This window comes from Mesorhizobium sp. B2-5-4 (assembly GCF_006441095.1).
Taxonomy (GTDB): domain Bacteria; phylum Pseudomonadota; class Alphaproteobacteria; order Rhizobiales; family Rhizobiaceae; genus Mesorhizobium; species Mesorhizobium salmacidum.
This window is the reverse complement of record NZ_VFUR01000024.1, coordinates 59,573-79,042: the sequence shown is the minus strand read 5'-3', so window position 1 is coordinate 79,042 and position 19,470 is coordinate 59,573. Positions and strand designations below refer to the sequence as shown.

Sequence of the window (19,470 nt, the reverse complement as noted above, 5' to 3'; positions counted from 1 at the left end):
TGCTCTCCTTGCAAAGGGCCGAAAGTGTAACCCATCTATCCGGAATGAACTGTCACCCATCTCTCGGGAAGGGCATCAGTTGCTTAGTGCCGCTGTGGGTGAAAAGTTCCAACTCGGACGCGTAGCCGCTGTTGTGGAACGTCCAGCGTGTGTCGGTCAGGGTGGCGCAGCGCGCCGCGCCTTCCATGATGCGGTCTCGATCGCTGGCCGGCGGGCCGGGTCGGGCGCCATGCTCCCATCGCTTGAGGCACGCCGGCCGATGCGCACTGGTCTCGGATCGAGCCGGACCATTTTGAAACCCGCACGCACGCTTCAGAATGCCGGTCATAGCACCGAACGGGCTGTTCAATCCTCGATGCCTACAAAGTCCGAGCTTCTTCAGGAACATTCCTCCTATTGCGGAGTTGGGGCAGTTGGCCCGCGATCGGGTGCCAACAGGTGATGCCGGCGGGCTTTTGGGAGAAAGCTATGATACGTGCCATCCCCTCACTCCACCTTTCCCGTCGGCGGGCATTGCAATTTGGGCTGGGAGCCAGCCTCGCCGCGACGACGGGCGTGGCGCCAGTTTCTCGCGCCTATGCCCAGGAGAAAATGCAGGACGAAGACATTTTCCGTTTTGCGCTCAACTTGGAATACATGGAGGCCGAATACTACCTGCGCGGCACCACCGGAAAAGGCATTGACGCCGCCGATGCCGGTTCGAAACCCGGCGAGGTCGTTGGCGGAAAGAAAGTGTCGTTCGACACCCCAGCCATCGGCGAATTCATGCAGGAAGTTGCTGAAAACGAACTCGCGCACGTTCGGTTCTACCGCAAGACGCTGGGAAAGAACGCCGTCGACAGACCGGCCATCGATTTCGATGCAGGATTCAAGGCTGTCGCGGAGGCAGCTGGCCTTGGACCGGACTTCGATCCCTTCGGCGACGAAACCAGCTTCGTTCTCGGCGGCATGTTGTTCGAGGATGTTGGCGTCACCGCCTATGCCGGTGCGGCGACGGTTCTGAAGAACAAGGAATTCCTCGCCGCCGCTGCTGGCATATTGGCGGTCGAGGCTTACCATATGGGAATGGCGCGTTCCACCTTATACCGGAAGGGAGAGAAGGCCTGGAAGGCCGCCAACGCTGTCTCCGATGCACGAGACAAGATCGACGGGCCGGAAGACAAGGACCAGGGCATCCAGGTGAATGGCAGAGCCAACATCGTACCCTCGACTCCCGACGCGATCGCGTTCACCAGAACACCGCAGGAAGTGCTACGGATTGTGTATCTCACCGACAAGGACGGCGTCAGCAAGGGCGGCTTCTATCCGGAAGGAATGAACGGTACGCTGAAGAGCACCTGAGCCGTTCACGAGGGGATCAGATCGCGCAGGCGAGCTCAGGAGCGGCACTCGGGGCGCGCCTTCCTCATGGCGCGCCGCCGCTCAACCGCCGTCTGACGATGTGAACACTGCAGCCATAACGTCACAGTCATTCTCCTGATCGCCAATTCCATACCGAACGGTTATGCGAAGGCCAAGGGCCTCTAGCTTCGTCGTATAGTTCCAAGTTTCTTATTCTGCTCCACATGCTGCACAGTGTCGCAAGTTGGAACACTGCTGAGAAAGCTTCATGTTCTTTCGACCTTCTAAGCCGATGGTCACCGGTTCGAATTCTGTCGGGATTACCATTATTTCAATGGCTTACGCCGCATGACCTCACGCCGCCACTTGACCTTCACCCTTGCCTGTCAGTGCTGCCACGCCGTGTGATGGAAGCTGGAACAGGAGTTTCGGGCCCTTAGGGCTCTGGAATATTTCGTGATCTCGCCGTGTTGGAACCTTGGCCAAAACTGCGCGTTCGGGGGCTTGTATTCGTGGAGCCTCATAAAGGGCAATGTGCGGGCAAGCGAATGGGTGGGCAAAACAAGCACGGGTTGGGGGAGGAGAAACCAGGTTATGTCGAAACGTGAGATTGGAACGTCCCCTGCCTTGGGGCGGCGTATCGCCGACCTCAGGGCCCGAATGCAGGATGCCGAAATTTCCGGCCATGAAATGAAAATCTTTCACAAGGTCGCGGCCATCATGGGAGCTGGCGGCGATTCCTTGCAACTGGATGCCGACGACCTGATCGCGGCATCCTTCGTCGCCGAGGCGGTTGGGCCGGCGTCCACCCGCTGACTTCGGAATTGCTCCCGCTCCGAAATGCGGAGAGTAAATTTGCTTCCACGACCGGGACACGGCCGCGATTGGGCGATCGTGCCCCGCTCCCGGAATCTGATCTCGTCTCCCCGTCATCCGATGTCGAATTGAAAGGAAAGTCTTATCATTTTGTTTGCGTTGGCACGTCATAGTAGGGACGGCCAACGGAGTGGAAGGGATGAAGCTGGACCTGTCGCCGACCAGCTGGGGCAGGGTGATCGCCGTCACCGGCGCCGGCACGGCATTCTTTATCGCCGTGGCGTTTTTCGTCGATTCGTTCAATTTCCCCTATCTTTCGCCCGAATCTGTCTGGCGCGCGAAGCTGACCGACCTACTGCTGCCCTTGGGGCTGGGTGGCTCGTTTCTGTTTTTCCTGATGTGGAAGATCCGCCAGCTGGCGATAGCCCAGCGCGACCTCAGCGTCATCGCCGCGACGGACAGCCTGACAGCGGTGCTGAACCGCGGCGCCTTCTCGATGCTGGTCGAGGCCTATCTCGAGCAGACCAGCAAGCAGGAAGAGACTCGTTCCGGCGCGCTGCTGATCATCGATGCCGACCACTTCAAGTCGATCAACGACCGCCTCGGCCATGATTGCGGCGACAAGGCGCTCAAACTGATCGCGCAGGCGATCAAGGGCCAGCTGCGTGGCGGCGATATCGTCGGCCGGATCGGCGGCGAGGAGTTCGGCGTATTCCTTCCCGGTGTCGACCCCTCGCAATCCTGGCTGGTTGCCGAAGGCATCCGCCGACGGATACGCGAAATGGACTTTTCCCCAGGCGGCCGCTCCTGCCCGCTTTCGGTCAGCATCGGCGGCACCAGCTTCAGCGGGCCGACCACCTACGAGGCAATATTCTCCGCCGCCGACAGACGGCTTTATGCCGCCAAGTCGAACGGGCGCGATCAGGTCAGCTTCGATCCGGCGGAAGCCTCCCTGGTGTCTCTGCCCAGCATTGCTACCGTCCACTGACTGCGGCCTCGCAGTGAGCTCGCGCCGGCCGCTTCCTTGACGCTTGCTTGTCTGTGTGCTTCCTCCGGGCAAGCAATGTAGGAAGTATCGCCGGAAATAGTCCTGCTTCTTAAGTCCCTCGATCGTGCGGTTCGCGGGTACAGCACGACCCTTGGGTGCAGGCAATGAATGGCGAAACGCGCCGGGATAGAAGCCAGTAAGCACCGCGATCATGATCCATTTATTCAACGGCTTTCAGAACCCGTTTGGCGGCAGTGAGCGCGAAACCCTGGAGTTGTATCGGCTGTTGAGCGCCGGCTCGCAGGTGCGCCTCTGGGCAACCTCGTCGCGCCTATCCGAAGACCTGATGCGGGAATTTCCGATACGCCGCGTCTCACCGGCAACACGCAATGTGCCGGATGGCGGCACCTATGTCTTTCTTGGCGCGCATTGGCGCAACAAGATGTGGCCTTATCTGGTCCCGCGGCCGCACCGGCTGATCTATGTCTTCAACACCTTTCATCCCAAGATCATCGCTCTGACGACACGCAGGCCGCGCCTGCTGGGTTGGCCCGCTGCCGAACTGGTGCTGATCTCCGACTTTCAGAGGCGCATGCTGGAGGTCGAAGGCGTCGTCCATGCCTCGCCGATCGAGATCGAGCGCTTCTCGCCACTGCCGGCAAAGCCAAACGGTCCGTTCACCGTGGGGCGGCTGAGCCGCGACACGGCGGACAAGCATCACGCCGACGATGTGGCGCTCTATGAGGCGTTGCTTGGCGATGGCATTGCGGTGCGGATTCAGGGCGGCATGCCACTCAAGGACAGGCTTGCGCCGCATCCGCAACTCGAACTCCTGCCGCAGGGTGAATTTGTCGCAGAACAGTTCCTGCCGACGCTCGACGTGTTCTATTATCGCTCCGGCTCCCATGTGGAGACGTTCGGCCGTGTGGTGTTCGAGGCGATGGCCTGCGGTTTGCCCGTGGTCTGCCATGCGAATGGCGGCTACGCCGACCACATCAGGCATGGCGAAAACGGCTTCCTGTTTGAAACGACGCAACAGGCGGCGCGGATCCTGGCGGATCTCAAAGCCGACCCGGGCCTGCGGGCGACGGTCGGCCGCAAGGCGCGGCAAACAGTCGAGCAGCTGTTTTCACCCCAGGCGTTGCAACAGCGGCTGGATTTCTACCGACGCTAGCGGCACCCGCGCCATCGGCCTTCAGATATTCTCCGCCAATAGTCCACGTAGCCGTTTGGCATCAATCCCGACATTGCGCTAAAGCTGGCATCACGTGAATCGCGGGCGGCCGGCATCGGTGCGCGGACAGATCAAGCAGGGCTTCTTACCGATGACGTTGACGGGCGCCGCGGCACTGCTGATCCTGGTCCTCACCTATGCCGGAGTCGCCATCGGCCGCATACCTGGCCTAAGGCTTGACCGGGCAGGCATTGCGCTGCTTGGCGGCGCGGCGATGATCGCCATCGGCGCGCTCAGCATGGAAGACGCCTATCGCGCCATCAATTTCGACACCATCACGCTTCTGCTCGGCATGATGATCGTGGTGGCGCATCTGAAGGTGTCGGGGGCCTTTCGCGGTCTCGGCGCAATCGCCATCGAGCACGCGCATGCGCCGTTCATGCTCCTGGTGATGGTGACGCTCCTGACCGGCGTGCTGTCGGCCTTCCTGGTCAACGACGCCATCTGCCTGGTCATGGCACCGATCGTCGTTCACGTCACCCGCGTCATCAACCGCAACCCCATCCCCTATCTGATCGCCACCGCCACCGCTTCGAACTGCGGCAGCGTCGCCACCATCACCGGCAATCCGCAGAACATGGTCATCGGCGCGCTATCTGGCATTTCCTATCCGGCCTTTTCGGCGGCGCTCGCGCCGGTGGCCTTGTTTGGCCTTGTCGCCGTCATCGTCATTGTGCGCATCGTCTATCGCGCCGAATTCACCCGCAACGGCGAACTGACGCCACACATCTCGCGCGGCCGCATGCATCGCGGCCAGGTGCTCAAGGCGGTGGTCGTCTGCATCGGATTGGCGATCGCCTTCTTCGCCGGTGTTCCCGTAGCCAAGGCGGCGCTCATTGGCGGCGCCATTCTGCTGCTCACCCGCGCCATCAAGCCATCGCGCATCTACCGCGAGATCGACGGACCGCTGCTGTTCATGTTCGCGGGTCTGTTCGTGGTGGTTGCGGGCGCGGAAAAGACGCTGCTGACATCAGACATGATCGCCTCGGCCAAGAACATCGGGCTCGACGATGTCTGGAGGCTGTCGGGTTTCACCGCGGTTTTGTCCAACATCATGAGCAATGTTCCGGCCGTGCTGGCGCTCAGGCCATTTATCCCCGGCCTGGAGAACCCCGAGCGCGCCTGGCTGGTGGTGGCCATGAGTTCGACGCTGGCCGGCAACTTCACCTTGCTCGGCTCGGTCGCCAACCTGATCGTCGCCGAACAATCCAAGTCGGCAGGCACACCGTTGTCTTTCGGTGCCTTCTTCAAGGTCGGGCTGCCGCTGACGCTGATCACGCTCGCTTTCGGCACTGCCTGGCTGGCTATGATGTCCTGACCGGTCCTGCGGCTGGACCGGTCAGGGCGCCACATCGAGATGGCCCCTCATGTTCGGATGGAAGCGGCAGAAATAATCCACCGCGCCCGCTGTCTTGAGGGTCACTTGTCCCTTGGATTTCGGCGGGATCATCACGTCCCAGCCACCCTTCACGGTAGCCGTGTGGGCGACCACGTCCTTGTTCACCCATTCGATCGTGTCGCCGACTTTGGCCTGGAGGCTTGCCGGCGAATAGACGAGCCTGTCGATCGTCACCTGGATGGTTGCGGCCGCCGCCGGCGCCGCCGCAAAGGTCAGCGCCAGCATTGCCAGCCACGCCAGATGATCCAAGGCGCCCGCTTTCATTTCAGCATGCCGGCGACGTGTTCGGCATGCTGCTCGTGGCCCTGGAAGATCTTGAGGCCGGTCTCAAGCAGGCTCTTCAGCTCGGCATTGCTGGCCGAGGGAATGAGCAGGGTTTCGAGCGCGCCATCGACCTGCTTGTGATAAGCGACCTCGTTTTCGATATAGGCTTTGTCGAAGGCCGCGCCTTTCAGCTTGGCGAGCTTGGCGCGTTCCTCTTTCGCAGCCTTCGTCAGCGCCTGGCTGGTGGCGTTGTCCTCGGGCTTCACCTTCAGCTTCTTGACGAGGTCGAGCGCCTGCTTGTTCACCGCTTCGTGGTCGCGCTCCATGTCCTTGGCGAAATCGACGACCTCCTTGTTCTTCGATGTCTTGATCGCCTGCTTGGCCGCCTCGATGTCGAGGACGCCTGCCGTATAGGCGATATGGGCGATCTGCGGGTCGGTCGGCTTGTCGGCGGCTTGCGAGACCGGGGCAGCGCCGACGAGAAGCAGGGCGGCAAGGGCAACGGTATATCGGGTGAACATGGCATCCTCCTTGGCCCGGCCGCGAAGAGGCGCCGGGCTCAAATCTTTCAGTTGACGCTCATTGGATGCGGGGCGGAGAGAAACGTTCCCGGAAATCAGGACCGCATCATTCGAAGCCCAGCCGTTCCATCACCGCCCGGGTCAGTCGCTCGCAGCGCCGTCCGGCGAACGGGAAGGCATCGAGCAGCACAGGGCCGATTTCATCGTCCAGCGCCTTGCGTAGCAGGACACGGGCACGGTGCAGCCTCGTCTTGACGGTCTCCGGCCGGACGCCAAGCAAATCGGCGGTTTCTTCCATGCTCAGGCCCTCGATGACGCGGGCGACGAAGACCATGCGGTAAATGTCGGGCAAGTTGTCGGTCGCTCGTTCGACAAGTGCGAGAATCTGCCGCTGCGCCATCGCGCGCTCCGGATCATCGTTGGAATTGAGGGGAAACCGGATGATTTGCGCCTCCGGATTATCAGGCATATCCACTGTGCGACGCTTCTTGCGCAGGCGGCCAAGCGCTTCGTTGATGACGATGCGCGACAGCCAGGTGGCGAGCGTGGATTCGCCGCGAAACGCCGCCAGGCTGGCGAAGGCGCGGACATAGGCCTCCTGGACGACATCCTCGGCTTCGGCGTCGTTGCGCAGAATGCCGCGCGCGATGCGGTAGAGCCTCTGGTTGTGTATTTTCATGATGGCGCGAAAAGCATTCGGCTCGCGCGCCTGCGCCTTGTGGACGAGCAGCATGTCGCCTGAAAGGCTTTCGGCAACCATGGGTGCCGTGGCGGGCGTTGCGAGCTTGCTCATCGCGACCGGATCTCCCCGAACAGGCGCCTCTTCGAACAGGCGCCTCTTCAAACATGCGCTTGACTGCACATTGGATGCGCCTGCCGGCAAAAGGTTCCCGGATCAGCGGGATCCGGGCTCGCTATTCTAGGCCGCCGCCAATCCTTTGTCTGCTGTCTGCACGCGTGCGGCGGCCGCCAGCAGGTCGGTCTGCGTGATCAGGCCGAGAATGCGCCGCTCGCCGTCGACGATCACCACGGCATGACTGCGGCCGTCGGTCAGCGCCGGAAGCAGGCTCATCGCCGGCGTCTCGGGCGAGGCGGTGCCGGCTTTTGCCATCACGCTCTTCACCGTGTCGACGGCTTTCGTCAGCTCGCGTAGGCCGACGGCGCCAACCAGCCTTGCTTCGGCATCAACCACCGGCAAGGTGCGGATATTGTGATCAAGCAGTTGCCGGCGTGCCTCGTCGGCGATGGCCTGTTCGGGCACCGAAACCACGTCGCGCGACATGATGTCCTTGCACAGCAGCGTCCGGTGCGACCGCACCATGGCCTGCAATTCGACCTGTCGAAGCAGCCGTTCGAGGTCGTCGCGGTCGATATCGAAGGTCTCGTCGAGCGCCGTCAGCGCCGCGTCGATGTCCTCAGGGCGGAAACCGGCGCGCTGCTGAGCCGGGGGATCGGCGGTACCGTGGCTGTTGGCGGCCGGTGCCACGACATGCGGGTAGTTGCGCCGCGCCAGCTTGTGGAAAAGGAAACCCAGCGCCACCAGGATGGTCGAATTCAAGGCGACCGGCACGAACGGGAACAGGAAGCCCGCGCTGATGACGGCCGGCCCACCGAGCACCGCCGTCAGCGCGGCGGCGCCGCCTGGCGGATGCAGGCAGCGCGTGAACGACATCGCGGCGATGGCCAATGCCACCGCGAGGCCCGAGGCCATCACCGGATCATGGATGAAATGCGCGACGGTCACGCCGACCAGCGCCGATATGGAGTTGCCGCCGATGATCGACCAGGGCTGCGCCAACGGGCTCGCGGGCACAGCGAACAGAAGCACGGCGGATGCGCCCATCGGGGCCACCAGCAGGGCCACATGCGGGCCGCCGCCCATCGCCAGCCCGCTGATCACGCCGGTCAGCGCGATGCCGATCGTGGCGCCGATACACGCCAGGATGCGTTCACGCAGCGTCGCGCCGGCGAGGATGGGGACAAAAAGACGAAAGGCCATCGAGAAACTTTGCGAGGAATGGATCTGTCGAGGATGCGTGCGGCACGCAATGCAGCCGAATTCGCCGATTTGAAAGTCAAACAAATCCGTAAAGTCACGGCGCAGGAGAATAATATTGCGCGCCGGCTTTCGCCGGAGTGCTGACTGCGGCTCCCGCTTTGTCATCAGCGCCAAGGGCTTGCGACCCTTTGCCGAGTCTGTTTGACGTCAGCCCGTGCGTGCCGCCGCCGTAAGTCCGCGCAGGATGTCGGCTTTCAAGTCGTCGACATCCTCGAGACCGATCTGCAGGCGGATCAACGGACCTTCGTAAGGGCCTTTCGCAACGACGCGGTCGCCAAGCCAGACCGGCACAGCGAGGCTCTCATAGCCGCCCCAGGAGTAGCCGAGACCGAAGATCTGCAGCGCGTCCAGGAAAGCGTGCTGCTCCTTCTGGCCGCCGCCGGCAAGCACGATGGAAAAGATGCCGCTCGAACCGCAGAAGTCGCGTTTCCATAGGGCGTGGTCCGGATGGCTGGGCAGGGCAGGGTGGAGCACGCGCGCCACGCCCTTCTGGCCTTCGAGCCACGACGCGATGGCGAGTGCGCTGCGCTGATGATGCTCGAGGCGCACGCCCATTGTGCGCAGGCCGCGCAGCACCTGATAGACATCGTCGGGGCCCGCACAGCAGCCAAGCGTGCAAAAGCTCTCGTAGAGCTGCGTCCAACAGGCCTCAGTGGCCGAGACCGTGCCGAGCAGCACGTCCGAATGTCCGGCAGGATATTTCGTCGCCGCGTGGATCGAGATGTCGATGCCATGGTCGAGCGGCCGGAAATAGAGCGGCGTCGCCCAGGTGTTGTCCATCATCACGATGGCGCCGGCTGCATGCGCCGCCTTGGCGATTGCCGGGATATCCTGCACCTCGAACGTATTGGAGGCCGGCGATTCGGTGAACACCACTTTGGTGTTCGGCTTGATCAACGCCGCGATGCCGGCGCCGACATTGGGAGCATAATACTCGACCTCGACGCCCAACCGCTTCAGCATCGTGTCGGCGAAGTTTCTCGTGGGGTGATAGACGGAATCGACGATCAGCAGATGGTCGCCCGCCGATACGAAGGCGAGCAGCGGAATGGTCACCGCCGCCAGGCCCGATGGCACCACGATGGTGCCGGCGGACCCTTCCAGCGCATCGATCGCCAGTGCAAGGGCATCGGTCGTCGGTGTGCCGCGCGTGCCGTAAGTGTATTTCTGGCTGCGTGCGGCCATCGCGGCAGCATTGGGGTACAGCACGGTCGAGGCATGCACCACCGGCGGATTGACGAAGCCGAAATAGTCGTGCGGGTTGTTGCCCGAATGGGCAAGCCGCGTGTTGATGCCCACCTTGCCGGAACCCTGCTCGCTGCCGTCTTTCGCCATTCTTGGTCGCCTTGTTTGACAAGGCGCTAGCCATAGTGCGGCGTCGTAGGCCGTGCAACAGCCCACTGTCCGCCAGGAATGGACTTCGAATATGCCAATTCCCGGGTCCGGAAGACAGCCAGGGCCTGCTCCTGAATCGGACCGGCCACACGTGCGACCGTGCCTTGTCGGAAGCTTGGTCGTCAGCTGGTGAACCTATTGTAGCCAGCCGTGAAAAGTATATGCTGAACTGCTAATGTTAATCGCCGGATGCTTCGATCAGATGCTGCCGGATGGTTCTTGCCGGTAACCTCCTGGTCCCGATCCGGATATCGCGCTCATCGAGAGTGCGGCAAGGGGAGGAATGCCATGCCTGACACCAAATGGACAATGAAGGCGCGCGAATTCATCAACTGCAATTGCGCCTATGGCTGCCCGTGCCAGTTCAACGCCATGCCGACATATGGATTCTGCCAGGCCGTCGCCGGCATGGAGATCGAGACCGGCCATCACGGCGACACCAAGCTCGACGGGTTGCGCTTCGTCGGCATTTTCAGCTGGCCCGGCGCGATCCACCAGGGCAGGGGCGAGGCCGCGGTGGTTATCGACGAGCGGGCCAGCGAGGCCCAGCGTAATGCCCTGCTTCGAATACTGGGCGGTCAGGACACCGAACCGGGCGCGACGATATTCCAGGTCTTCTCGACCACGCTGGAGAAATTCCACGATCCGATCTTCGCCGCGATCGATTTCAAGGTCGACGTCGACGCGCGAACCGGGCGGCTGCATGTCAACGGCGTAACCGACGGCCATGGTGAACCGATCAAGAACCCGGTCACCGGCGCCGAGCACCGGGCGCGCATCGACCTGCCGCGCGGCTTCGAATACGCGATTGCCGAGGTCGGGCGCGGCTGGACCAAGGCAACGGGCCCGATCAAGTTCGAGGTGGCCGACACGCACAGCCATTTCGCCAATCTGCATCTCACGCAGAGCGGCATCGTGCATTGACCTGATGTAATGGGCGAGACGGCTCTCGAGGCAGTGCTGCGGCGCGACCGCGCGGTCGTGGCGGCCGCGCTCGTCGTGATTGCCGTTCTCGCCTGGGCCTATGTTGTTTGGCTCTCCACCGACATGGTCATGTCTGGTGCTCTCGTATCGGACAGTGCGGCAGGCGGCATGGCCGGGATGGACATGTCGAACCTGGACATGGGGAGCATGGATATGGGTGCCGCCGTGGCGCCGGGTTTCCGGGCTTGGGCTTCGGCTGATTTCGTTTTCATCTTCACGATGTGGGCTGTGATGATGGTCGGCATGATGACGCCGTCGGTCGCGCCGATGTTGCTGCTCTATGCCGGCGTCGGCCGCAAGGCGCTGGCGGATGGCCGGCCTGTCGCTTCGACGGCATGGTTTTTTACCGGTTATCTCATCGTCTGGGTCGTCTTCAGCATCGTGGCCACCGGTGCGCAATGGCTGCTCGCCCGTTTCGCCTTGCTCAACCCCGCGATGGCGACCGGCAGTGCGGTCGTAGGTGGCCTCGTCCTCATCGCCGCCGGCCTTTATCAATGGACGCCGATCAAGGGCGTCTGCCTGCGCCAATGCCAGGCGCCGATAGCGTTCCTGGCGAGCCATGGCGGGTTCCGCACCACCGCGCCCGGCGCGCTTCGGCTCGGCATGGATCACGGCGCATATTGTCTCGGCTGCTGCTGGGCGCTGATGGCCCTGCTGTTTGTCGGCGGTGTCATGAACCTCTTGTGGATCGCCGGCATCGCCTTCCTTGTTCTCCTGGAGAAGGTGGTCCCAACTGGGCAATTGATCCCGCGGGTCTCCGGTGCATTGATGGTTGCGGTCGGCGTCTTTCTCATCTTTCCGGCGCTTTGAGAGTGCGCACCAACTTTGTCCACAAGCGATATTGACCGGCAATCATGGGGTATCGTCGGCCGAAGGGTATCACGTAACGTCAATGCATTTCGTGCTGAGGGCAGTAACGCTAAGGTATAGCCCGGAACGGATTTTACAGCACCGGCTCACATCCGCGTCAAATGAGCTTTGCCGAGGTAATTTGCGCTTCTGACTAAATCGCGGGCGCATCTGTCTGCAATTCAGGCATTTCAGGCAATCGATTTTCAAACCCGTTGCAATTCGGTCATTTTCCTTGACCTCACGGGAATTATCGCCTTCGATGCTGTTCGTGAATGGGAGGCGGCGCGTCGGTTTGCGATGCGGGGTTTCGGGAATGGGCCGGGATGGGAGCTGCGTTCACAAGGGAAAAAAGATCAGGGTTTTGCCTGAAAAAACAGAAAAGGGTCTGTGGGTTATGAAACACATTGCTATCGGCATTCTTGGCGTCGCCACGCTCGGACTGATGGCGTCGGCCGCGTCGGCAGGCACGCTCGACACCGTCAAGGCGAAGGGCTTCATCCAGTGCGGCGTCTCGACCGGTCTGGCCGGCTTCTCCGCGCCGGACGACAAGGGCGACTGGCAAGGCATCGACGCCGATTTCTGCCGCGCGGTTGCCGCCGCCGTCTTCGGTGACGGCACCAAGGTCAAGTTCACGCCGCTCAGCGCCAAGGAGCGCTTCACCGCGCTGCAGTCCGGCGAGGTCGACATCCTGTCGCGCAACACCACCTGGACGATCAACCGTGACACCGCGCTCGGCCTGAATTTCATCGGCACGACCTACTATGACGGCCAGGGCTTCATGATCAACGCCAAGAAGCTGCCGGGCGTCAATTCGGCGCTGCAGCTTTCGGGCGCCGCCGTCTGTGTGCAAAGTGGCACGACCACCGAGCTCAACCTCGCCGACTATTTCAAGGCGAACAAGATGGAGTACAATCCGGTCGTCTTTGAGAAACTGGAAGAGGTCAACGCCGCCTATGATGCCGGCCGCTGCGACGTCTACACCACCGACCAGTCGGGCCTTTACGGCATTCGCTTGACGCTCGGCTCGCCGGCCGATCACGTCGTGCTGCCCGAGATCATCTCGAAAGAGCCGCTCGGACCTGCCGTTCGCCAGGGCGACGACCAGTGGTACCACATCGTCAAGTGGACCTATTTCGCTCTGCTCGATGCCGAGGAACTCGGCATCACCAAGGCCAATGTTGACGAGATGAAGAACTCCGCCAGCCCGGAGATCAAGCGTGTGCTCGGCCAGGAAGCCGATACCAAGATTGGCACCGATCTCGGCGTCTCCAACGACTGGGTCGTCAACATCGTCAAGGCCGTCGGCAATTACGGCGAAATGTTCGACCGCAATGTCGGCTCGGGCAGCCCGCTCAAGATCGCCCGTGGCATCAATGCGCTGTGGACCAAGGGCGGCCTGCAATACGCGCCGCCGATCCGCTGATCGAAATGTGATCCGGAAGGCAGGCACCTGCCTTCCGGTTTCTCTTTCACAGGGGACGTGACATGGCATCGCAGGAAATCCTACGCGAGGAGCCGAGCCGCGGCTCCTTCGTCAATGATCCGAGAATACGCAGTCTCTTCTTCCAGACGCTGGTCGTCGTCTTGTTGTTCGGCTCCATCTGGTGGATCGTGCAGAACGTCATCGACAACCTGCATCGCCTGCACATCGCCTCCGGCTTCGGCTTCCTCAAGGGGCGCGCCGGATTCGACATATCGGACACGCCGATCGCCTATACGTCGGACTCGACCTATGGCCGCGCCATCATCGTCGGCCTGATCAACACCATCATCGTTGCCGCCGCCGGCATCATCACCGCCACCATCATCGGCTTCATCATCGGCATCGGCCGCCTGTCGCAGAACTGGCTGATCCAGAAGATCTGCACGGTCTATGTCGAGATTTTCCGCAACATCCCGCCGCTGCTGGTCATCTTCTTCTGGTATTCCGGCGTGCTCGCCGTACTGCCGCCGCCGCGCGACTCCTATCATCTGCCTTTCGGCTCCTTCCTCAACCAGCGCGGCTTCTATTTTCCCCGCCCAGTCTGGGGCGACGGCTCCTGGCTGATCCTGGTCGCCCTTGTGGTGGGCATCGCCATGTCCTGGTTCGTCGCCCGCAAGGCGCGTCAGCGGCAGATGGCGACAGGCCAGCAATTTCCGGTGTTCTGGACGTCCGCCGCGCTGATCGTCGGCCTGCCGCTGCTCGCTTACGTGCTGAGCGGCTTTCCGCTGAGCTTTGATTTGCCGAAACAGTCAACCTTCAACCTGACCGGCGGCTTCCAGGTCAAGCCGGAATTCCTGTCGCTCTATCTGGCGCTGTCCTGCTACACGGCGGCCTTCATCGCCGAAATCGTGCGCGCCGGCATCAGGGGCGTCAGCAAGGGCCAGACCGAGGCGGCGGCGGCACTTGGCCTGCGATCCGGGTCGATCTTGCGGCTGGTCGTGGTGCCGCAGGCCATGCGCATCGTCATCCCACCGCTGACCAGCCAGTATCTCAACCTGACCAAGAACTCCTCGCTGGCGATCGCCATCGGTTATCCCGACCTGACGGCGACAGCCGGCACGGTTCTGAACCAAACCGGGCAGGCGGTCGAAGGCGTGCTGATCATGATGATCGCCTATCTCATACTCAGCCTTGTGACCTCGGCTGTCATGAACGTGGTCAACGCCAGAATGGCGCTGGTGGAGAGGTAGAGCCATGCAGGAACATGACATGTCCTGGGTGCGTACCGAGATGGCGCTCGCGCAGCCCGCGCCGGCGAGCGTCAGCGGCCCCATCGCCTGGGTGCGCAGGAACCTGATCGGTTCGGCCGGCGACACCATCCTCACCATCCTCGGCATCGTCATCGTCGCCTGGATTCTGCCGCAGGTCATCAATTGGGCGTTCATCAACGCACAGTGGACCGGGCCGGACCGAACGGTCTGCGCGACCGTTGCGCAAGGCGGCATTCAGCCCGACGGCTGGAGCGGAGCCTGCTGGGCTTTCGTCAACGCCAAGTTCGGCCAGTTCATGTTCGGCACCTATCCGGTCGAGGAGCGCTGGCGGCCGATCCTGGTCGCCATCCTGTTCGTGGTACTGCTGGTGCCGATGCTGATGCCGCGTGTGCCGCGCAAGGGGCTGAACGCCATCCTGCTCTTCCTGGTGCTGCCGATCGTTTCCTTCTTCCTTCTGGTCGGCGGCATATTCGGCCTGCCGCATGTCGAAACCTCGCGCTGGGGCGGGCTGCTGATCACGCTGAGCCTGTCCTTCGTCGGCATCGCCGTGTCGTTGCCGCTGGGGACCGTGCTGGCGCTCGGGCGGCGCTCGAAGATGCCGATCGTCAAGATGCTGTGCGTTATCTTCATCGAAGCCGTGCGCGGAATACCGTTGATCACCGTTCTGTTTTTCGTCAGTGTCATGCTGCCGCTGTTCCTGCCGGCCGGCGTCACTTTCGACAAGTATCTGAGGGCGCTGATCGGTGTGTCGCTGTTTGCGGCGGCCTATATGGCCGAAGTGGTGCGCGGCGGCCTGCAGGCGATCCCCAAGGGCCAGTATGAAGGCGCCGATTCGCTCGGCCTCGGCTACTGGCAGAAGATGGGGTTGATCGTGTTGCCGCAGGCACTGAAGCTGGTCATCCCCGGCATCGTCAATACCTTCATCGGCATGTTCAAGGACACCAGCCTGGTCCTCATCATCTCGATGTTCGACCTGCTCGGCATCGTCAAGCAGAACTTCTCGGATGCCAATTGGGCAACGGCGCAGACCGCGAAATCCGGCCTGGTCTTCGCGGCCTTCGTCTTTTGGCTGTTCTGCTTCGGCATGTCGCGCTATTCAATGTACACAGAACGCCGGCTCGACACCGGCTACAAACGCTAAACAAAAGAACAAGGGGACCCCAGCCATGGCCACCGAAAACGCCGTCAGCGCGGAAGAGATCAAGGTCAACGCCGCCAAGATGCAGATTTCCACCACCGATGTCGCCATCGACATCATCGCCATGCACAAATGGTATGGCGAGTTCCATGTGCTGAAGGACATCAATCTGAAGGTGATGCGCGGCGAGCGCATCGTCATCTGCGGACCGTCCGGGTCTGGCAAATCGACCATGATCCGCTGCATCAACCGGCTGGAGGAGCACCAGAAGGGCAAGATCATCGTCGACGGCAAGGAACTCACCAACGATCTGAAGAAGATCGACGAGGTGCGCCGCGAGGTCGGCATGGTGTTCCAGCACTTCAACCTGTTCCCCCATCTGACCATCCTGGAGAACTGCACGCTGGCGCCGATCTGGGTGCGCAAGACGCCGAAGAAGCAGGCCGAGGAAATCGCCATGCATTTCCTCAAGCGCGTCAAGATTCCCGAGCAGGCCAACAAATATCCGGGCCAGCTTTCCGGCGGCCAGCAGCAGCGCGTGGCGATCGCCCGCTCGCTGTGCATGAACCCGCGCATCATGCTGTTCGACGAGCCGACCTCGGCACTCGACCCCGAAATGATCAAGGAAGTGCTGGAGACCATGGTTGGCCTCGCCGAGGAAGGCATGACCATGCTCTGCGTCACCCACGAAATGGGCTTTGCGCGGAAAGTCGCCAACCGGGTGATCTTCATGGATCAGGGCCAGATCGTCGAGCAGAACACGCCGGCCGAGTTCTTCGACCATCCGCGCCACGAACGCACGAAACTGTTCCTGTCGCAGATCCTGCACTGAGCGGACTGACGCCGATTCGAAAAAGCCCGGCCGCGCCATTGCCGGGCTTTTTTGCGTCTGGCTCGTCAGGTAATGATCTTCTCCATTGAGCCGCGAACGGAATCGCGAAGCCGCACCGATGAGAAAACTCCTGCGTTTCCTGGCCCTGCTCGTTGCAGCAGTGGTGCTCGCCGTGGCGCTCGGTACGCTGATGCCGCGGCCGCTCTGGCCGGCGGCCGCCGCGGGTGAGGGCACGCGGCGCATATTGGTGCTGAAGAACCTGATCCACACCGACCTCGCCATTCCGGTGGACGACGAGATGCGCCGGCGCTTCCGTTTCCTGACCGATGCCGGCCTGCCTTCGGGCGCACCTGAAGTGCGCTATATCGTCTTCGGCTGGGGTGGGCGGGCCTTTTACCTGGAAACGCCGACATGGTCACAAGTGAAGGCGCTGCCCATATTCAAGGCGCTGACGCTCGACGCGTCGGTGATGCATGTCGACGTCGCTGGCGATATCACCGAGGCGCACCCCGATGTCGCCGGCTTCGATGTGGACAAGGACCGTTTCGCCGCATTGCTCGACTTCATCGAAGCGAGTTCTCAGCAGGGACCGAGTGGCCCGATCGTCATCGATAATGCCGCCTACTCCAATTTCGACCGCTTTTATGAGGCCAATGGCCGTTTCAACGCGCTGATCGGCTGCAATACCTGGACGGCGGCGGCACTGCGCACCGCCGGCCTGCGCACCGGCTGGTGGAACCCGCTGCCGGCATCGCTTGGGTTGTCGATGCGGCTGTATAATTGAGAGATCGTTCGACTCGATCAGCCGGCCTTGCGATCCTGTTTCGCAACATATTCGCGCAGTGCTTTATTGATCGCGCTCTGATAGCCGCGACCGTCCGGCGAGCGTGTTTTGAACCAAGCGACAAGATCGGAATCGAGACGAAGCGTTAGCTGCTGCTTGATTGGCTTGAAATAGGGATTTCGAACAGCGTTCTGCCAGAAATCTTCGGTCAATTCGGGAATATCGCTTGTATCGACATTGCCTTCGGGTAGCGCGCTCAGCGATGCGATTTCCGCCTTCTGAGTTTCGTCAGGGGATGCGGATTTGTCGGGTCAAACTTGTGTCGAACGATTTTGCGCATAACGTCTTTTTTCCGTTGTTGTGGCCCTCGGCGCGGAAATGATGCGGATCACGTCCATCCCGTCTTCTGCTCGATCGGCATGGGCGACCAACAGCACAAGGAAACCCTCGACTACGCCCGTTGTTTGCCATCGGTACTCGCCGTCCTCGACTCTGTCCTGCTCGGTCAGCGCAAAGGGATCGGTGAAAACGCGAATGGCCGTCTCGAAACTCAAACCATGTTTGCGCAGATTCGACCTAGCCTTACGTCAAGGCGGCGGATCGTCGGGCCGCTTCATGATGTTCTGCTGTTCCCACCCGTATAGCCAGTCCAAATCCGCCGCGAGCTTCTCTCCCGGCCGCGTCGCCAGGAGCAGATTGCGCGCCAATGCCACCGGTCCCCGGGCGTGCCAGGCGAGGCGGTTGAGCGCGCCGCGTTTCAGCACCTTTTCGATGCGCGGTCGTCTCAGCTTCTCCCACATGGTGAGGCTTTGCGTCAGGTCGCCGGGGAAGTCGGCAAGGAAATCAGCAAGCATTGCGGCGTCCTCGATCGCCATGGCGGCACCTTGCGCCGCGAACGGGGTCATCGCATGTGCGGCGTCGCCGATCAGCGCGATGCCGGCTGGCATCGTCCAGGGCTGCTTCCGTTCGACTGTATGGAGTGGCCAGGTCAGCCATGGGCCAGCCAATTCCACCAGTCTCGCAAGGCCCGCGGCCGTGCCACGCATGGCGCTGGCGAGGATGCCGGGATCGGTGTGTCCGGACCAGCCCTCGTCAATGCGCTCGCCTTTGGTGAAAGCGACAAGATTGAACGCGTCACCCTTGCTCACGGGATAGGCCACCAAATGGAAGCCGGGGTGCAGGAAGGTGGTGACGCAGTCGGGGGCGCCGATCGCGGCATAGGCTCGCCCGGCTTCACTATCCGCGCTCACCGTCGCGCGCCAGGCCAGTTCGCCGGAGAATTGGCTGTTCGCGAGGCCGGCTCCGCCGCCTGGGCCGGCAAGTCTCCGCACCGACGACCAGACGCCGTCGGCGCCAACCAACAGGAAACCCGCTGCCTGGACGGGCTTGCCGTCCACCTCGGCAGTCACGGTGACGCCGTGCGTGCCGGCGGCGATGTTGCCGACGCGCGCGCCGGTGGTGAGCTGGATGCCGGGCATTTGCACAACGCGCGCCATCAGGGCGTCTTGCAGATCCGCCCGGTGCGCCACGAGATAGGGCGCCCCCCAGCGTTCCTCGCCGGCGCCGCCAAGCGGCACGCGTGCCAGTTGGCGCAGGCTCGCGGCGTCCTTCAGCACCACGGCTTCCGGCTTGACGGCATTGGCGAGAAGCGTGTCGAGGACGCCAAGCCGGCGCAGAATGCGCGTCGCGTTTGGCGAGAGCTGGATGCCGGCGCCCGCCGCTTCGAGGCGCTTGGCCTGTTCGAACACCCTCACGGGGTAGCCGCGTTCGGCGAAAGCGATCGCCGCCGTCAGCCCGGCGATGCCAGCCCCGGCAATCACGACCTGCCGGGACCGCGTCTCGCTCATGATCGGGAGGTCAGGCGGCCTGGTCGATATAGAGGCAGCCCGCCGGCAGCGTTTCCGTCGCCTTCAGCTTCGGCGAATAGCGGTAGAGGGTCGAGCAGTAGGGGCAGACTTTCTCATTGTCGTCGCCCATGTCCAAAAACACGTGCGGATGATCGAAAGGCGGGTTGGCGCCCGTGCACATGAATTCCTTGACCCCGATGTCGATTGCCGGATGGCCCGCATCGTTCTGGAAATGGGGAATGGAACCGCCTGCCATCGTCGTCTCCTTAACGCAGTCTCTTCTGCATCTGGATCATATCAAACCTCTTTGCAAGGTCGATGA

The 19,470-nt window shown here is 62.1% G+C and carries 21 protein-coding genes and 1 pseudogene; 12 read left to right on the top strand and 10 right to left on the bottom strand.

Annotation, left to right across the window (positions count from 1 at the left end; genetic code table 11):
• Positions 1-52: 52 nt before the first annotated feature.
• Entirely contained in the window at positions 53-388 is a 336-nt protein-coding gene (locus tag FJ492_RS24700) for a hypothetical protein (RefSeq protein WP_140772697.1), read from the bottom strand.
• Between the two features lie 80 nt (positions 389-468).
• Here FJ492_RS24700 and FJ492_RS24695 point away from each other — a divergent pair, with 80 nt between their 5' ends.
• The 5 genes from FJ492_RS24695 to FJ492_RS24675 all read left to right on the top strand — a co-directional run bounded on the left by FJ492_RS24695 (position 469) and on the right by FJ492_RS24675 (position 5,697).
• Positions 469-1,341, top strand: a complete 873-nt coding sequence (locus FJ492_RS24695) for a ferritin-like domain-containing protein (RefSeq protein WP_140772695.1) — start codon at positions 469-471, stop codon at positions 1,339-1,341.
• Between the two features lie 594 nt (positions 1,342-1,935).
• Positions 1,936-2,157, top strand: a complete 222-nt coding sequence (locus FJ492_RS24690) for a hypothetical protein (protein WP_140507507.1) — start codon at positions 1,936-1,938, stop codon at positions 2,155-2,157.
• Positions 2,158-2,356: 199 nt separating this feature from the next.
• Positions 2,357-3,145 carry a GGDEF domain-containing protein gene (locus FJ492_RS24685; protein WP_140772694.1) on the top strand — a complete coding sequence of 263 codons (789 nt, stop codon included), beginning with the start codon at positions 2,357-2,359 and terminating at the stop codon, positions 3,143-3,145.
• A 211-nt stretch (positions 3,146-3,356) separates the two neighbouring features.
• On the top strand, positions 3,357-4,319 hold the full coding sequence (locus FJ492_RS24680; RefSeq protein ID WP_140507444.1) for a glycosyltransferase family 4 protein: 963 nt from the start codon (positions 3,357-3,359) through the stop codon (positions 4,317-4,319).
• Between the two features lie 151 nt (positions 4,320-4,470).
• A complete protein-coding gene (locus FJ492_RS24675; RefSeq protein WP_027144480.1) occupies positions 4,471-5,697 on the top strand; it encodes an anion transporter in 1,227 nt (408 codons plus the stop codon).
• 21 nt (positions 5,698-5,718) lie between these two features.
• Here the strand turns inward: FJ492_RS24675 and FJ492_RS24670 are convergent, their stop codons facing one another.
• The 5 genes from FJ492_RS24670 to FJ492_RS24650 all read right to left on the bottom strand — a co-directional run bounded on the left by FJ492_RS24670 (position 5,719) and on the right by FJ492_RS24650 (position 9,957).
• Positions 5,719-6,042, bottom strand: coding sequence for a cupredoxin family copper-binding protein (locus FJ492_RS24670; RefSeq protein WP_181166747.1), 324 nt, complete (start codon positions 6,040-6,042; stop codon positions 5,719-5,721).
• A complete protein-coding gene (locus tag FJ492_RS24665) occupies positions 6,039-6,563 on the bottom strand; it encodes a DUF4142 domain-containing protein (RefSeq protein ID WP_027144478.1) in 525 nt (174 codons plus the stop codon). Before FJ492_RS24665 ends, FJ492_RS24670 begins: the two co-directional genes overlap by 4 nt.
• 106 nt (positions 6,564-6,669) lie before the next feature.
• Positions 6,670-7,356, bottom strand: a complete 687-nt coding sequence (locus FJ492_RS24660; protein WP_181166746.1) for an RNA polymerase sigma factor — start codon at positions 7,354-7,356, stop codon at positions 6,670-6,672.
• A 126-nt stretch (positions 7,357-7,482) separates the two neighbouring features.
• Positions 7,483-8,562, bottom strand: a complete 1,080-nt coding sequence (locus tag FJ492_RS24655) for an HPP family protein (RefSeq protein ID WP_140772690.1) — start codon at positions 8,560-8,562, stop codon at positions 7,483-7,485.
• A gap of 207 nt (positions 8,563-8,769) precedes the next feature.
• On the bottom strand, positions 8,770-9,957 hold the full coding sequence (locus tag FJ492_RS24650; RefSeq protein ID WP_140507438.1) for a cystathionine beta-lyase: 1,188 nt from the start codon (positions 9,955-9,957) through the stop codon (positions 8,770-8,772).
• Between the two features lie 348 nt (positions 9,958-10,305).
• On the opposite strand from FJ492_RS24650, the gene FJ492_RS24645 reads away from it, so the two are divergent.
• The 7 genes from FJ492_RS24645 (at position 10,306) to FJ492_RS24615 (ending at position 17,301) form a co-directional block, all read left to right on the top strand.
• On the top strand, positions 10,306-10,941 hold the full coding sequence (locus FJ492_RS24645; RefSeq protein ID WP_140507436.1) for a DUF1326 domain-containing protein: 636 nt from the start codon (positions 10,306-10,308) through the stop codon (positions 10,939-10,941).
• Between the two features lie 9 nt (positions 10,942-10,950).
• The gene (locus FJ492_RS24640; protein WP_140772688.1) at positions 10,951-11,811 is read left to right on the top strand and encodes a DUF2182 domain-containing protein; all 861 of its coding nucleotides are present in this window, start codon (positions 10,951-10,953) and stop codon (positions 11,809-11,811) included.
• A gap of 436 nt (positions 11,812-12,247) precedes the next feature.
• Positions 12,248-13,276 carry an amino acid ABC transporter substrate-binding protein gene (locus FJ492_RS24635; protein WP_027144474.1) on the top strand — a complete coding sequence of 343 codons (1,029 nt, stop codon included), beginning with the start codon at positions 12,248-12,250 and terminating at the stop codon, positions 13,274-13,276.
• Between the two features lie 62 nt (positions 13,277-13,338).
• The gene (locus FJ492_RS24630) at positions 13,339-14,526 is read left to right on the top strand and encodes an amino acid ABC transporter permease (RefSeq protein WP_140507432.1); all 1,188 of its coding nucleotides are present in this window, start codon (positions 13,339-13,341) and stop codon (positions 14,524-14,526) included.
• Between the two features lie 4 nt (positions 14,527-14,530).
• Positions 14,531-15,688, top strand: a complete 1,158-nt coding sequence (locus FJ492_RS24625; protein ID WP_140714112.1) for an amino acid ABC transporter permease — start codon at positions 14,531-14,533, stop codon at positions 15,686-15,688.
• Between the two features lie 25 nt (positions 15,689-15,713).
• Positions 15,714-16,517, top strand: coding sequence for an amino acid ABC transporter ATP-binding protein (locus FJ492_RS24620; RefSeq protein WP_013532420.1), 804 nt, complete (start codon positions 15,714-15,716; stop codon positions 16,515-16,517).
• Between the two features lie 118 nt (positions 16,518-16,635).
• Positions 16,636-17,301, top strand: coding sequence for a TIGR02117 family protein (locus FJ492_RS24615; RefSeq protein WP_140772686.1), 666 nt, complete (start codon positions 16,636-16,638; stop codon positions 17,299-17,301).
• A 17-nt stretch (positions 17,302-17,318) separates the two neighbouring features.
• Here FJ492_RS24615 and FJ492_RS29330 read toward each other — a convergent pair whose 3' ends face one another.
• The 4 genes and pseudogenes from FJ492_RS29330 to FJ492_RS24595 form a co-directional block, all read right to left on the bottom strand.
• Positions 17,319-17,513 carry a BrnA antitoxin family protein gene (locus tag FJ492_RS29330; RefSeq protein WP_210243280.1) on the bottom strand — a complete coding sequence of 65 codons (195 nt, stop codon included), beginning with the start codon at positions 17,511-17,513 and terminating at the stop codon, positions 17,319-17,321.
• 99 nt (positions 17,514-17,612) lie between these two features.
• Positions 17,613-17,885, bottom strand: a pseudogene (locus FJ492_RS24605) (BrnT family toxin); the annotation flags it as partial.
• A gap of 3 nt (positions 17,886-17,888) precedes the next feature.
• The gene (locus FJ492_RS24600) at positions 17,889-19,148 is read right to left on the bottom strand and encodes an FAD-dependent monooxygenase (protein ID WP_140772682.1); all 1,260 of its coding nucleotides are present in this window, start codon (positions 19,146-19,148) and stop codon (positions 17,889-17,891) included.
• Between the two features lie 10 nt (positions 19,149-19,158).
• Positions 19,159-19,404 carry a zinc-finger domain-containing protein gene (locus tag FJ492_RS24595; protein ID WP_015318409.1) on the bottom strand — a complete coding sequence of 82 codons (246 nt, stop codon included), beginning with the start codon at positions 19,402-19,404 and terminating at the stop codon, positions 19,159-19,161.
• Between the last annotated feature and the right edge of the window lie 66 nt (positions 19,405-19,470).

Coding starts and splice junctions, on each gene's coding strand:
- FJ492_RS24700 (WP_140772697.1), bottom strand. CDS start 388: ATGTTCCTGAAGAAGCTCGGACTTTGTAGGCATCGAGGATTGAACAGC.
- FJ492_RS24695 (WP_140772695.1), top strand. CDS start 469: ATGATACGTGCCATCCCCTCACTCCACCTTTCCCGTCGGCGGGCATTG.
- FJ492_RS24690 (WP_140507507.1), top strand. CDS start 1,936: ATGTCGAAACGTGAGATTGGAACGTCCCCTGCCTTGGGGCGGCGTATC.
- FJ492_RS24685 (WP_140772694.1), top strand. CDS start 2,357: ATGAAGCTGGACCTGTCGCCGACCAGCTGGGGCAGGGTGATCGCCGTC.
- FJ492_RS24680 (WP_140507444.1), top strand. CDS start 3,357: ATGATCCATTTATTCAACGGCTTTCAGAACCCGTTTGGCGGCAGTGAG.
- FJ492_RS24675 (WP_027144480.1), top strand. CDS start 4,471: ATGACGTTGACGGGCGCCGCGGCACTGCTGATCCTGGTCCTCACCTAT.
- FJ492_RS24670 (WP_181166747.1), bottom strand. CDS start 6,042: ATGAAAGCGGGCGCCTTGGATCATCTGGCGTGGCTGGCAATGCTGGCG.
- FJ492_RS24665 (WP_027144478.1), bottom strand. CDS start 6,563: ATGTTCACCCGATATACCGTTGCCCTTGCCGCCCTGCTTCTCGTCGGC.
- FJ492_RS24660 (WP_181166746.1), bottom strand. CDS start 7,356: ATGAGCAAGCTCGCAACGCCCGCCACGGCACCCATGGTTGCCGAAAGC.
- FJ492_RS24655 (WP_140772690.1), bottom strand. CDS start 8,562: ATGGCCTTTCGTCTTTTTGTCCCCATCCTCGCCGGCGCGACGCTGCGT.
- FJ492_RS24650 (WP_140507438.1), bottom strand. CDS start 9,957: ATGGCGAAAGACGGCAGCGAGCAGGGTTCCGGCAAGGTGGGCATCAAC.
- FJ492_RS24645 (WP_140507436.1), top strand. CDS start 10,306: ATGCCTGACACCAAATGGACAATGAAGGCGCGCGAATTCATCAACTGC.
- FJ492_RS24640 (WP_140772688.1), top strand. CDS start 10,951: ATGGGCGAGACGGCTCTCGAGGCAGTGCTGCGGCGCGACCGCGCGGTC.
- FJ492_RS24635 (WP_027144474.1), top strand. CDS start 12,248: ATGAAACACATTGCTATCGGCATTCTTGGCGTCGCCACGCTCGGACTG.
- FJ492_RS24630 (WP_140507432.1), top strand. CDS start 13,339: ATGGCATCGCAGGAAATCCTACGCGAGGAGCCGAGCCGCGGCTCCTTC.
- FJ492_RS24625 (WP_140714112.1), top strand. CDS start 14,531: ATGCAGGAACATGACATGTCCTGGGTGCGTACCGAGATGGCGCTCGCG.
- FJ492_RS24620 (WP_013532420.1), top strand. CDS start 15,714: ATGGCCACCGAAAACGCCGTCAGCGCGGAAGAGATCAAGGTCAACGCC.
- FJ492_RS24615 (WP_140772686.1), top strand. CDS start 16,636: ATGAGAAAACTCCTGCGTTTCCTGGCCCTGCTCGTTGCAGCAGTGGTG.
- FJ492_RS24600 (WP_140772682.1), bottom strand. CDS start 19,148: ATGAGCGAGACGCGGTCCCGGCAGGTCGTGATTGCCGGGGCTGGCATC.
- FJ492_RS24595 (WP_015318409.1), bottom strand. CDS start 19,404: ATGGCAGGCGGTTCCATTCCCCATTTCCAGAACGATGCGGGCCATCCG.